Origin of the sequence: Ruegeria sp. R14_0, assembly GCF_017743975.1 — a bacterium.
Classification (GTDB): Bacteria; Pseudomonadota; Alphaproteobacteria; order Rhodobacterales; family Rhodobacteraceae; genus Ruegeria.
This window is the reverse complement of record NZ_JAGHRC010000002.1, coordinates 542,293-554,745: the sequence shown is the minus strand read 5'-3', so window position 1 is coordinate 554,745 and position 12,453 is coordinate 542,293. Positions and strand designations below refer to the sequence as shown.

The 12,453-nt window shown below is 57.1% G+C and carries 10 protein-coding genes; 9 read left to right on the top strand and 1 reads right to left on the bottom strand.

Going from position 1 to position 12,453, the window contains the following annotated elements; all coding sequences use genetic code 11:
• Positions 1-117: 117 nt before the first annotated feature.
• The 3 genes from J7416_RS08825 to J7416_RS08815 all read left to right on the top strand — a co-directional run bounded on the left by J7416_RS08825 (position 118) and on the right by J7416_RS08815 (position 2,745).
• Positions 118-330 carry a hypothetical protein gene (locus tag J7416_RS08825; protein WP_209224344.1) on the top strand — a complete coding sequence of 71 codons (213 nt, stop codon included), beginning with the start codon at positions 118-120 and terminating at the stop codon, positions 328-330.
• 497 nt (positions 331-827) lie between these two features.
• The gene (locus J7416_RS08820; RefSeq protein WP_247744179.1) at positions 828-1,403 is read left to right on the top strand and encodes a sugar transferase; all 576 of its coding nucleotides are present in this window, start codon (positions 828-830) and stop codon (positions 1,401-1,403) included.
• A gap of 34 nt (positions 1,404-1,437) precedes the next feature.
• Positions 1,438-2,745: a polysaccharide biosynthesis/export family protein gene (locus J7416_RS08815; protein WP_209224342.1), complete on the top strand. Its 1,308-nt coding sequence runs from the start codon at positions 1,438-1,440 to the stop codon at positions 2,743-2,745.
• 57 nt (positions 2,746-2,802) lie between these two features.
• On the opposite strand, the gene J7416_RS08810 is transcribed toward J7416_RS08815, so the two are convergent.
• Positions 2,803-5,025: a Wzz/FepE/Etk N-terminal domain-containing protein gene (locus J7416_RS08810; protein ID WP_209224341.1), complete on the bottom strand. Its 2,223-nt coding sequence runs from the start codon at positions 5,023-5,025 to the stop codon at positions 2,803-2,805.
• Positions 5,026-5,294: 269 nt separating this feature from the next.
• On the opposite strand from J7416_RS08810, the gene J7416_RS08805 reads away from it, so the two are divergent.
• From J7416_RS08805 to J7416_RS08780, 6 genes are all read left to right on the top strand, one after another.
• Positions 5,295-6,095: a WecB/TagA/CpsF family glycosyltransferase gene (locus J7416_RS08805; RefSeq protein ID WP_209224340.1), complete on the top strand. Its 801-nt coding sequence runs from the start codon at positions 5,295-5,297 to the stop codon at positions 6,093-6,095.
• A gap of 79 nt (positions 6,096-6,174) precedes the next feature.
• Positions 6,175-7,056, top strand: coding sequence for a sulfotransferase (locus tag J7416_RS08800; RefSeq protein ID WP_209224339.1), 882 nt, complete (start codon positions 6,175-6,177; stop codon positions 7,054-7,056).
• Between the two features lies 1 nt (position 7,057).
• Positions 7,058-8,029, top strand: a complete 972-nt coding sequence (locus J7416_RS08795; RefSeq protein ID WP_209224338.1) for a sulfotransferase — start codon at positions 7,058-7,060, stop codon at positions 8,027-8,029.
• Positions 8,019-8,984: a glycosyltransferase gene (locus tag J7416_RS08790; RefSeq protein ID WP_209224337.1), complete on the top strand. Its 966-nt coding sequence runs from the start codon at positions 8,019-8,021 to the stop codon at positions 8,982-8,984. The genes J7416_RS08795 and J7416_RS08790 overlap by 11 nt, the downstream gene beginning before the upstream one ends.
• A 1-nt stretch (position 8,985) precedes the next feature.
• A complete protein-coding gene (locus tag J7416_RS08785) occupies positions 8,986-9,918 on the top strand; it encodes a glycosyltransferase (protein WP_209224336.1) in 933 nt (310 codons plus the stop codon).
• A 23-nt stretch (positions 9,919-9,941) separates the two neighbouring features.
• Complete coding sequence (locus J7416_RS08780) at positions 9,942-12,422, top strand: glycoside hydrolase family 9 protein (protein ID WP_209224335.1); 2,481 nt, start codon at positions 9,942-9,944, stop codon at positions 12,420-12,422.
• The last annotated feature ends 31 nt before the right edge of the window (positions 12,423-12,453 follow it).

Here is a 12,453-nt window from a genome sequence, read left to right as displayed (position 1 = left end):
CGGGTTTGGGTCCTTAAAGTCCCCGGGATAACCGCCCAAAAAAGCGCACAATTGACACGCATAGTAGGCAGACGCAGGAACGTTACGAAAAACCGTGAGCAAGAGCTGTAGTACGAAATGGTCGTAGTCTATTTACTGTCGGGTCCGCTGATCGCCGCAATATGCTTTGCCGCGCTTCTCATGTCCGGGACAAGTACTGGCATGGCAGTGGTCGGCGCGCTTCTGATCGGATGCTGCGCACCTGTTCTGATCGCGGCCCTTCACGTGGTGTTCAGCAGCAAACTCCGGCTGAAAATCATCAGCAAACTTCCCATGAAAACCGAAAACTGATTGGCCGATTTGGCGGGTTTTTCCTAAGCTGCCGCACGGGTTTCGGATCGGAAACCCAACCTGTCAAAAATTAGGCGAGGCCTTGGCTGTTATCGCTATTTGTTAACAAACAAGTTGTCACCCTGTGCCAGAAGTGCGATCATCTTCACATTATTAACCCCGTCCTTCGTGTAAGTTGAGTCGGGGAGCAGTTGGCGGGCCGTCGCAATTATTCGGTGTCGAGCCCCCGATCTATTGAGCGGAAAGTGAGGTGTGCGTTACCAGGTGTGACCCGTTGTTTTGGGTCGCATTGTTAACGGGCATATCGCGCGACGTTATTGATTATGTTCGTGTGATTTTTGTCCGAGTGTTAGTTTGTGGGGGTTACAATGAACCAAATACGAGGTTCTTTTGAAATAGAAGACACCAATCTTTACCAATCAAGTCAAAGCTCTACGCAGAATTCAGACGAGTTTTTCAGTCTAAGCAGTTTTTACGCCGTCAAAGGCAAGCGTCTGATGGACATCGTGTTGGTATTGATCGGGGCACCATTCGTGTTGCCGCTGATGCTGTTGATTGCTTTGGTGATCAAGCTTGATGGTGGTCCCGCGATCTATCGGCAAAAGCGCGTCGGCCTTGGGGGGCAAGAATTTGGGTTCCTCAAGTTCCGCTCAATGGTTCCGAATGCGGATCGCCTCCTCAAGAAACATTTAGAAGAAAACCCGGCCGCTGCAGCGGAATGGGAAACAAAGCAGAAGTTGGAAAACGATCCTCGCGTCACCAGATTTGGTCGGATTATCCGCGCGACCTCATTGGATGAACTGCCGCAGCTTTGGAATGTACTGACCGGAGACATGAGCCTGGTTGGTCCGCGCCCCATGATGCCCGAGCAACAGCCACTTTATCCGGGGCTGGATTACAACCTGATGCGTCCGGGTATTACCGGGCTTTGGCAGGTCTCCAAACGCAATCAGGTCGAGTTTTCCCATCGCGCTATTTTTGACAGCGAGTATGCCCGCAACATCGGGTTTTGGGTCGATCTGAAAATTCTTTTCCGAACCATCGGAGCGGTCTGCAACGGAACAGGACGCTGATTGCAGGCAGCCAATGGCGGTATGGTGTTTCGACATGACAAACAGAAGCAAAACTGAATTTCGTGGTTTCTCGGGATGGTTCGGCCATCCTTCTGGTCTTCTTGGGGCCTGTGCCTGTGCCGCGCTTCTGGCGTTTTCCGCGGGGCCTGCGCGTGCAGATTTTGATCTTGAGCCCGGCGATCAGGTCACGGTGTCCCTGACCGGCCTGGCCGATCTGTCCATTGACGCAACCATTGATGCCCACGGTAACGTCAACCTTCAGTGGTTGGGCGAGTTTCCCGCGCAGGGCCAGTCGCTGGACCGGCTTGAGCAAATGGTTCGCCAGGAAGCTGCGGGCAAAATCGTCAAACAATACGACACCAATGGCGAGATCTACATCATCCAACTTGACGGGGATGAGATCGAGATCACGCGCAACGGTTACCGCCCGATCATCATCGGAGGAGATGTGGCGCGCACCGGTCAGATCGACTTTCGTCCGACGATAACGGCCCGCGAAGCTGTGGCTCTTGCGGGCGGTGTGCGCAGCAGATTGCTGGCCGATGATGTCACGATTGATCCGATCCAGCTGCTGCGGTGGCAAACTGCCTACGGTCAGGCCGCCCTGCAGCATGCGCACGGGCTGGCGCAGATCTGGCGGGCCAGCACCGAAATCCTGCAGGACGAGGACCTTCCGCCGCCGGCTCCGCATCAGGTGAAGGTTTCCGCTAAGGTTTTGACCGAGTTGATCGAAGAACAGATCAAGATTCGCAAGATCAATCAGGAAAACGAAGCTGGAGAGCGTGCTTTTTTTGAAGATGCCGCAGAGCAGGCGACCGAACGCGAGTCCATTCTGGAAGAACAGAAATTCGAACTGGGCAAGGCGCTTGCCGCGGACGAAGAGGAAGAAGCCCGGGTCATTAGCCTGACGGAACGGGGACTGACAGCGGGTTCACGACTGGCTGATACGCGCCGAACCACGGTTCTGTCTGCGACCCGATTGCTGGAGGTCGAAGAGGATTTGGCAGCGACAGGTCTGGTTCTGACCCGGCTCAAGCGGGATCGTGAGCAATACGAACAGGAACGGACCCTGCGGCTGTTGCAGGAACGCCGTGCAGCGGGTCTTGAGGTTCGTGATGCAAGTGTTCAAATGGACACGATCTCAAAGTACCTGGCCGGTGCGTCCAGCGAGATCGGCACCGAGGACCTGATCACCGACATCGACTACGAGGTCACGATCTACCGTGTGGTTGATGGCCAGTTGCAGGCTTTGCCTGCGGAAAAATTGACCCGGCTGCTGCCCGGCGACAGCCTTGATATCGCAGTACAGGAAGTCGCCGGAGATGTTCCGCTGACTGAATAAACGAACGCCCGGTCAGGTCTGGCCGGGCGTCAATTGCTTCGAGATCTTCTGAAATCGTCAGCCCAGAATGGGGTCGCCGTATTGGCGGACACTCTTCATATCGACACGCGTGGCCACAAGAGCCGAAGGCCGGACGCCCGCGTTCTCAAGCTCGCGCATGGCTTGCAGCACTTCGTTTTTGTTCGTGCTGTTCCACCGGGTCAGCAGAATGACGCGCTGCGACAGTTGCGAGAAATAGGCAGACTCGACTGATTGCAACAAAGGCGGTGTGTCCAGCAGGATCACTTCGTACGAGTCCGACAGCTCACGCAGAAGGTTCAGAAAGGCCGGTGAGCACAGAAAGTCCTCGGCCAACCGGGATTGCGTTTCATTGTCCTGTGCCCCGACCAGGGGCAGGATATCCAGCCCTTCCTGCGGTGTCCCTACAATGTTGTCCATCAGAACCATTGGTCGCGCTGAAGCCTTTTTCAACGCGTCCACGGTCAGTTGCGACAGGTCGCGATAGGTCGAGGTCACGGTGTCGCAATCAATGATCAGCGTGCGAAACCCAGCCTGCGCACAGACCGTGCCAATCAACAGCAGGGTCGAGGTCTTGCCTTCGTCAGGAACGGCCGACGCGCCAGAGAAGATCATGCAATTGCCACTAGGTGTACGTTGTCCAGAGCCAGCATCGAAGTTCTTCGAGAACAAATCATTGGTCTGCGCAACAGGCGGCTCGCCATCGTGGCGCAAGGTGCGCAGTCCGATATCGCTGCTGGCCAGTAGTCGTCGCCCATAGTGCAGCAACTCGGGGTCCAACCGACCGCTATTGGTAAAGAACGTCTCGAAAGGCGGTTCGTTTTTGACCTCGGGGATGATCGCCGTCAATTTGATCCCGGTTGTGCTCTCCAGCTCATACGTGGTTCTGAGGCGCTTCTGGAACAGCTCGTGCATGACGGTCCAGACGATACCGCCAAAGACAATGGCGACCATCACACCCAATGCGGTTTGCGAGCGTCTGGGTTCGGATGGATCCACCGAGACCCGTGCCGCTTCGATAATATGCGCGCCCGCATCCAGATAGTCGCCCTGTTCCGCGCGACGGCCCAGCTGGGACACAAAGTCCCGATAAATCGCCTCTGCGACCAGGATTTCGTTTTCGATGCGCTTGGTGATCGAGTCGTGCTGAACCTGCCGCACCTGTTGTTCCTTGAACGTGTTGATGCTGAGGTTCAGGGACGCCAGTTGCGTGTTCAGCCGATCCATCTGTTGTTCAGATGCCTTGATGATGGCATCCAATGCAGCGGTGTTTTCTTCCGCCGTGCCGCCTGCGCTTTGCAACAGTCCGGCGGACAGGGCGAAATCGAAGGCTTCCTGCGTTTTGCCGCTGTCGCGCAGCAGGTTGATCGTGTTTGTTTGCTCCTGCAACGCGTAAAGAGCGTCGCTGGCCAGTTGAGACCGTTTCTCTGCCTTGATCCGCTGGGCTTTGATGGTCGCGTATTCATCCGGCGTATAGGGTGTTTCGATTGAATGGGCTTCGAGGTTCGAGCTGAGCACATTCAGATCCTCGCGGATCTGACCGATGCGGGTCGCCAGCCATTGCTGCGACTGTTCCAGATCGTCCCGTTTCATCCGGGTCAGAACCGACAGGTATTCCCGTGCCAGCCCATTGGCGATGTTCGCCGCCTTGCGTGGGGATTCCGAGGTGACCCGGATCTGATACACGGCCGAGGTGTCGCCCACCTGTTCGATTTGGCGCGAGGTCAGCAGTTTCTCGATGGTTGCTTCGCGCTGGCGTTCTTCTGCGGTCTGACCGTCGGATCCGTCCGCGGCGTCGTCTGAGCTGCTGAATGCGCCCACGATTGCATTCTTCAGTCCGCGCGCCATGGCAATGGGAGACAGGGAAAACCCAGAGCTGTCGCCCGAAAACTCGGGGTCGGATTGCAGGTCTAGGCGGTCAACGACGCTTTCGATCAGATCGGTCGAACGCAGCAGCTGCAGCTCACTTTCCAATGAGGTCAGCGACAGCGGCAATCCCGATACTTGTGGCGTAAACTGCGTTTCGGTCTGAACGCGGGTTTCGATCATGACCTTCGCGCTGGATGTATATTTGGTGTCGGATGCATAGGTCAGAAGATAGGCAAAAACGCCCCCCGCAAAGGCAATTCCAAGGATCCACAATATGGATCGCCGGATGGCCCACGCGATATTCGACAAAACTCTGAGCTCGGGATCGCCTGCCGAGGCAAGACCTACTCCGGAAAGCTCGACATCCAATCCTCTTCGGTACTGATCAGTCATCACTAATAAACAATTTGAAACATGGATATATTGAAACATAAGCCCAGACAGGCCTGTTCAACAGAGAAATCTGCACTCAACGGCAACAATGTGCTAAGATACCATTAATTGATGTCAAATATGGGTCGACTGACGTAAACGAAGTCATTTCAGGGCTGAATTTGCCAACAATCCGGGCAGTTCAGACTTATTTATTAGTAAGAATCGCTGGGCTTGATAACCTGATTTCCGTGCCGAGTGATTGTTGTGTAGTTTTAGGATGAGTAACGATGAACAAGTCGATCGAGATGCGATTACCGCACGTACTTGTAGGGGGTATGCCGGTCGCGGTCGCCAGCGATAAAGAGCTGACATCGGCAATGCTGGAAGACGTTCAGCGGCGTCGTGCCGGAAGCCTGCATCGCGCGGTGACTGTGTTCAGTTCCAATGCGCACGCGATTTCCGCCTATGCCAGCGACGAGAGCTACGCCAAAGTCATCAACTCGGCTGATATCATCCACGCAGACGGTCAGATCATCGTCTGGGCATCACGCATGTCTTACGGCGACTCGGGTATCCCGGAACGGACTGCGACGACGGATTTCATCCACTCTGCCGCAAAGGTCGCCGTCGACAACGGGCTGAGCTTTTATTTGCTGGGCAGTACCGAAGAGATCAACCGCGACTGCGCCGAACGCATGACCGAGATGTATCCGGGCCTGAAAATCGCGGGTCGGCGCAACGGCTATTTTGATCCGTCCGAAGAGGATGAAGTTGTCGCTGACATCAACGCGAGTGGGGCTGACATTCTGTGGGTTGGGCTGGGCAAGCCGAAAGAGCAGTTTTTTGCTGCGCGGATTGCCCCAAAGCTGAAACACTGCGCATGGGTCGTGACCTGCGGTGGCTGTTATCATTATATTGTCGGTGATTATGCCCGGGCGCCCATGTGGATGCAGAAATTGGGGTTGGAATGGGTGCACCGTGTGTCGACAGGCCCGACGTACCTGTTGAAGCGGTATGCAAAGACGGTGCCGCATGCGCTCAGCCTTGTGCTGAGGAAAGACGTGTCCAAACGGTTTGGACGCAAATAGGCCCGTTTTAGGGCCTGTTGAGTTGTACGATTTGACCCTGCGGTCGCCGTAGGGTGATGTGTTTAAAAGGTTTTATCTGGTGACTAAGGTCGATTTTATTGGAATTGGTGCACAAAAGGCGGCGACGACCTGGCTGCATCATGTTCTCTCGGAACATCCGTCGGTGGTGACGAGCGAGACGAAAGAGCTGAATTTTTTTACGGCGAATTTTGATCGCGGATATATTTGGTACGAAAGCTGTTTTAAGGATGTGCCCGATGACTGCATCAAGGGCGAGTGTTCTCCGACGTATTTCTTTAGCCGCGATGCAGCGCAGCGGGCATGGGAATACAACCCTGACCTCAGGCTGATCTGTATTCTGAGGGATCCGATTGACCGCGCCTTTTCGAACCATATGCACGAGATCCGAAAGGGTCACATCGCCCCCGGCACCACCTTTGAATCCGCGCTGCCGCACAACCCGGCCTATTGCCAACAAAGCAGCTACAAGGCGAACATAGAAGCGTGGCTGGATTTCTTTGACCGCGACGCCTTGCTGCTTTTGTTTTCCGAAGAGGTCGCAGCCGATCCGCTTGGGACCTATGACGGGATCTGCGCGCATCTGAACATCCCGCGCGAGGTCGAGCCGGGTGCGATCTCGGAACGTCACCACGAGAACATTACCTACAAGAATCCGACGGTTCAGCGAACGTTGCGCTATGGCGGTGATGCGATGCGGTCGCTGGGAATGAAGGGTCTGGTCAAGAACCTCAAAGAAGTGCCGGGCGTGAAACAGGCTCTGTCCATGAACAAGCAGCACCTGAAGACAACGATCGCGCCTCCGACACACGAAACCCGCGAGATGCTGGCCGACCTGTTTCTGCCGGATATGGAATATGTCGCAGAACTGACCGGGCGTGACAGCCTGCCCTGGGCCACGTGGCGCGATATGTGCACGGGCAGCACGAAGAAGGTTGGGTGACATGGCTCTGTCAAAAACTGTCCAGATGGCCGGAGATTTGCGCATCAATCAGGTCGCACGCATGGCCAAGCGTGTTCTTGGCGCGCGCTTTCTGAACCAAGAGGATTTCCTGCCTGCGGTTTCGCCTGAACAGGGCCAGCACCTGGCTTCGTTGGCGCGTCGTGCGCGGGGGGACATCAACCCGCCTATCCTCGTGCTGGGGGTCATGCCCCGGTCGGGTACGAATTTTGTCCGGGATCTGGTATCGATGCACCCCGATGTGGCCGCAGATCCGGGCCGCCTGTACGAGTTTCCCTTGTTGCACGCGGCCGGGGACTCGGCAGCGTTCACACGTGATTTTATCCGCTACTTTCCCAAAAACCGCGAGGTGCTGGGCAAGTATGATGTGCTGGCGATGCTGGCGGGCGCATGGTTTCGCGAGCTGCAGGCGCAGGCAGGTGACAAACGTATTCTGCTGAAGTGTCCGCATGTGCAGGACTTGTCGCTGGCCCGGCACATCTTTCCGGACGCAAAGATCATTCTGTGCCTGCGCGATGGCCGGGATGTGGTCGACTCGTCGCTCAAGACGTTTTCGCGTTTCTCTGTCTCGTCCAAGAATTTCAGACAGTTGGCGGATGAATGGCGGCTGGGAACCGAGGCGATCATGACCTTTGATCAGGGCGGTCCGAACGCAAATGACGATACGATGATCGTCCGCTACGAAGACATCATTGCCGATACCCATGGGCATGCCAGAAAGATGCTGGATCATGCCGGGCTGGCTGCGGACCAGTTTCCATGGGACGAGATCGACCAGATGCCCGTCCGCGGCTCGTCGCGGTCCAAGGCGACAAACGCCGAACGCTGGCAGCCCGAAGAAAAATCCGCCGATTTCAACCCCGTCAAGCGTTGGGCTGCATGGCCCGACGCCAAAAAGGCGCAGTTCGACAAGCTTGCCGGATCTGCATTGGAGCTGGCCGGTTATGAGCGCTGATCTTCGCAAATACACCCAGCCTCATGTTGCGATTTGCATTGCGACCTTCATGCGCCCGCAGGGTTTGAAGGCTCTGATCCAATCGCTGAATGCGCAGGTCATCCGGGACCGGCTGGCATGGGTCACGCTGGTGATTGTCGACAACGCGCCCGACGCGCTGGCTGAACAGACGTTGGGGGATATCCAGGACCTGACGCACTGGCCGGTGATCTATGCCGTTGAACCCACGCGTGGCATTGTGGCTGCGCGCAATCGCTGTTTGGCCAAGGTGCCTGCTGACGCTGACTATATCGCGTTTCTGGATGATGATGAATCCGTCTCGGAAACCTGGCTAGAAGAGATGCTGGGCACAATTGCTTTGCCCGATACCGTGGCTGTTCAGGGACCCGTCGAGCCCAAATTCAGGCAGCCACCACCCGGCTGGGTCGAGGCGCTGAGCCTGTTTCGCATGGGTCCCTATAACCAAGGGGCGCGGATCAATTCGGCGGCAACCAATAACTCGATGGTGGATGCGGACGTTGTGCGCAAGCTCGGCCTGCGGTTTGATCCGCGCTTCAACATCACAGGTGGCGAAGACGAAGAGTTCTATACCCGGTTGCGTGAGTCCGGCGGCACGATCCGAGCTGCCGCTCAAGCGCTGGTTTGGGATGACGTTCCCGAAAGCCGCACAACGCTGCGTTGGATCGGACGCCGCTGGTTTCGCAAGGGCAACACGCTGGGCCGCATCGCATTGATCCGCCGCCAGGGCGTAGCCATGCGCGTTGTCAAAGGAGTTGGCGCGATTGGTTGGGGGTGTTTGACCTGTCTGTGCCTTGGGTTTGGCTCTCGCTCCAGGTGGTATCGCGGTGTGCTTGAGGTGTACCGCGGCGCAGGGATGCTGGCGGCTTTGGCACATGTTGAATTTGCCGAATACAGCTCGTCCGCCGTTGCGGCTGATCGGCCCGGGGGGCACTGACATGGATCAGCCCGATCCATATCCCGATTTTTCGATCATCATCCCCGCTCGCAACATGGAGCGTTTCATCGCTGAGACGTTGGACAGCGTGTGCCGCCAGTCCGCCCCCAGCTTTGAAGTGATCTGCCTCGACGACGGTTCGACTGACAGCACCCGCGAGATTATCGAGGGGTTTGTTCGGCGTGATGCACGGTTTTCGGTGCGGTCGGGCCCTGCAAAGGGTGTCAGCGCGGCGCGAAATCTGGGGCTGTCTCTGGCCCAGGCACCGCTGGTCTTGTTTTTGGACGCCGACGACCTTTTGCACCCTGACGCGTTGCGCCTCTACTCGCAGGCCTTGTCGTCTTCGGGTGCGGTCGCGGCGTTGAGTGGGGTTCAAAGGATCAGCATTCAGGGCGACGAGATGCGTGGAACTGACAATCGTCTGCTGGTTCCTGAACAGGACCAGTTGGCCGCGCTTTTGCGAAAGAACTTTGTGGTCAACGGGGGCGCTTTGGCGTTGCGCACGGATGTTGCGCGGCAGGTCGGCGGATATGACACCAGCCTGACCAATGGTGAGGATTGGGAGTTCTGGTGCCGCGCAGCTTTGATCGGCCCGTTCCACGTGATGGAAGGGCCGGCTTTGCTGTATTACCGACAGGTTGCCAGCGGCGCGAATTTCAAAACCCGCGCCCCGGCGTTCGCCCGCCGTGTGGCCAGTATCGAAAAGGTGGCGGCCAACCCTGCGATGCAGCAAAGGTTCGGCCCCAAACTGCGCCGCCTGCTGCGCGCACGGCAGATCGACGTCTTTTGGTCCGGTGTCCGCAATCAGTATCAATACGGGCGCAAACCGCGTGCTCTGTTTGAAGGTGTCTGCGGGATGTTTATGTATCCTGACAGCGTTCTCAGACCCAAGCTGATATGGCGCTTTATGCGCAGTTTGGACCGGAGGGCCTGAGTCGTGCGACAAGAGGGTAGGCAATGAAGCTATCGCGACGCGTGCTGTTGTTGCAGGGAACCGCTGTGGCGGCAACGGCTCCGTTTGCGCAAGCGCTGGTCTCGGTTGCTGCGGCGCAAGAGGTGCCCGAAGCCGCAGTGGGATTCATCGGGGACAACACGCTTCAAGTCACTTTAATAGACACTGTTTTTGATGAATCGGCATCCGTTCCTGTTTCGCCGGAGGATCGGGTCAGATGGCGGCTGGATCCGTCAGATCCATTTGGGTCGTCCGGTAAATTGAACAGATCAGCAGGCAATTTCTCGGGTGACCTGAATGTGACTGAACCACAGGTCTTCACCGCATGGCCTGCGGTCGTCAAATCCAGCCAATTGAACGGATTTCGGCAAGGGCATGAGGACCAACCCAAACTAGCTCAGGCCGACCATGCCAGGAACTGGCAGATCACTGTCGACGGTGCACCTGCAGGGATCGTGTCGCTTTATCGTAAGACGGCGCCGATCCGCACCCGGTCGGTGGGCGTACGGGAATGGGACAGTACCAAACGGCATATGCTGACCTTCGAGCTGGATCGCGCGATCCCAATGGGCTCGGCGGTGCGTATTGAGGGCCCGTCAATAAATGCCATCGAACACAACAAAACGCAGGATACGTTCAGCGAAGCCTTGCATGTTTGTCAGTTGGGTTATCCAATATCAGGCTCTAAAAAGGGATATGTCGGCGGCTGGTGGGGTCATGATGCGAATGGCAGCCCCGGCAATACCGATGCCCTTTTGTCGGAAAACACCAGCTGGCGTGTGCTGTCGGTGACCGACGGGGCCGAAGTGCTGTCTGGTCACTTAACAATTGCGAAACCAGCGGCAGAGCCTCACCGCAAGGACCAGAATTTCAACGGTTGCGACATCTATGAGGCCGACTTTACGGGCCTGGATCATGCGGGAGAGTACCGCCTGCAGGTCGACGGGATGGGCGTGTCTTTCCCTTTCGAAGTTTCAGCAACCCCATATGACGAAGCGCTAAGACTGGCGGCACGTTGGTACTACCATCAGCGTTCCGGGTGCGCCATCACCGAACCGTTTGGTGAGGGCCGAACGCGCCCGCGCAATGGTCACCCGCAGGACGGGCTGACTGTGTGGCAGACGGATGTGAAGCTGGGCGATACCGGCGAGGGCTTTGGCAAGGCTCATGCCGGAAAAGAGCTGATGAAACATTCAGGCGGGGCGGCGGAAAATCCCGGCGCCTGGGGTGGCTGGCATGACGCCGGTGACTGGGACCGGCGTATTCAGCATATGGATGCGGTCTATCACATGGCCGATCTTGTCGAGAGCTTCGAACATATTCGTGCCTTGAACCTGAACATTCCGGAAAGCGGAAAGCCTTTCGCGCACCCGGACGTTCGCGCCACAAAAGGTGATCAGGATCAGGGGGATGGCAACACTGTTCTGCCCGACCTTATCCATGAGGCGCTTTGGGGTATCTCGCTTTGGCGCAGAACCCAAGGTGCCGACGGCGCGATTATCGGAGGCGTAGAATACTCGGCAAGTGGCATATTAGGGTCTGTTTCCTGGAATCCGGCCCAGACCACCTATGCCTATGGTCCCGAACCTTGGGCCGCCTACAAGTTCGCTTATGGGGCCGCCAAGTTGGGGCACGTGGTCAAGGCAACCTGCGGCGACAGCGTGCTGGGTGAGGCCCTGATTGACGAAGCTTTGCAAGCGTGGCGCTGGGCAGAAAGCCAGGCGTCTGATGAGCCGCACGAGGTTGTCTCACGCGCTCGGGTTGCCGCCGCCGCCCCCGTTTACAGGGCCAGTGCCGATGCCAGTGCAGGCAAGGTGTTCGAGGATCACAACCCATTTGATCCGCAGTCGGACAAGCCGATTCCTGGGATCAAGAAAGACGTGCTGGCCAATGCCGGTCTCGACTATGTCCAGGCGGGCCGCGAGGGGCGCCCAACCCAGCAGGCGATTTCCGAAACGATCAAAGGCTGGATCAAGACCCGCGCCCTGAACGACAAGCGCATGGGGCGCGATTTCGGCCTCCACAACACTGATACTTACCCTTGGGGCCGGGGGTGGTTGCGCTTTGGTCCAGGCTCGAATTGGCGGGCCAACCATTTTGCACTGTACTATGCCGCCAACCGAAAGATGCCACAGCAGATGCTGGACGCCGCCGTCGAAGGCATGTGGTTTGGTCTGGGCTGTAACCCGGCCAATGTCAGCTTTGTTCAGGGGCTTGGTCACCGTACCTTCGCCGACCCATTGTTGACGGACCCGATGGGCACAGGGCCAATTCCCGGGCAAATCAGCTTTGGTGTGGCCGGTGGCAAGATGCATGGTTGGGAAAAACGCAAAACCGCAGGCGCATTTTATCCGTTCAGCCAGGATGACTGGCCCATATACACCCAAGTGTTTGAAAGCCGCAGCATTGCGATATCGGCCGAGCATGGAATGAAGTCCAACGCCATGGAATGGCTGATTGCCTGCGCTGTGACCACGTCGGGCTGAATTCGGCCTGTTTTCACAAAGGTGTCGCCCC

What these genes read in the sequence shown, in the direction of transcription:
- J7416_RS08825 (WP_209224344.1), top strand. Translation starts at nt 118, where the DNA reads ATGGTCGTAGTCTATTTACTGTCGGGTCCGCTGATCGCCGCAATATGC.
- J7416_RS08820 (WP_247744179.1), top strand. Translation starts at nt 828, where the DNA reads ATGGACATCGTGTTGGTATTGATCGGGGCACCATTCGTGTTGCCGCTG.
- J7416_RS08815 (WP_209224342.1), top strand. Translation starts at nt 1,438, where the DNA reads ATGACAAACAGAAGCAAAACTGAATTTCGTGGTTTCTCGGGATGGTTC.
- J7416_RS08810 (WP_209224341.1), bottom strand. Translation starts at nt 5,025, where the DNA reads ATGACTGATCAGTACCGAAGAGGATTGGATGTCGAGCTTTCCGGAGTA.
- J7416_RS08805 (WP_209224340.1), top strand. Translation starts at nt 5,295, where the DNA reads ATGAACAAGTCGATCGAGATGCGATTACCGCACGTACTTGTAGGGGGT.
- J7416_RS08795 (WP_209224338.1), top strand. Translation starts at nt 7,058, where the DNA reads ATGGCTCTGTCAAAAACTGTCCAGATGGCCGGAGATTTGCGCATCAAT.
- J7416_RS08790 (WP_209224337.1), top strand. Translation starts at nt 8,019, where the DNA reads ATGAGCGCTGATCTTCGCAAATACACCCAGCCTCATGTTGCGATTTGC.
- J7416_RS08785 (WP_209224336.1), top strand. Translation starts at nt 8,986, where the DNA reads ATGGATCAGCCCGATCCATATCCCGATTTTTCGATCATCATCCCCGCT.
- J7416_RS08780 (WP_209224335.1), top strand. Translation starts at nt 9,942, where the DNA reads ATGAAGCTATCGCGACGCGTGCTGTTGTTGCAGGGAACCGCTGTGGCG.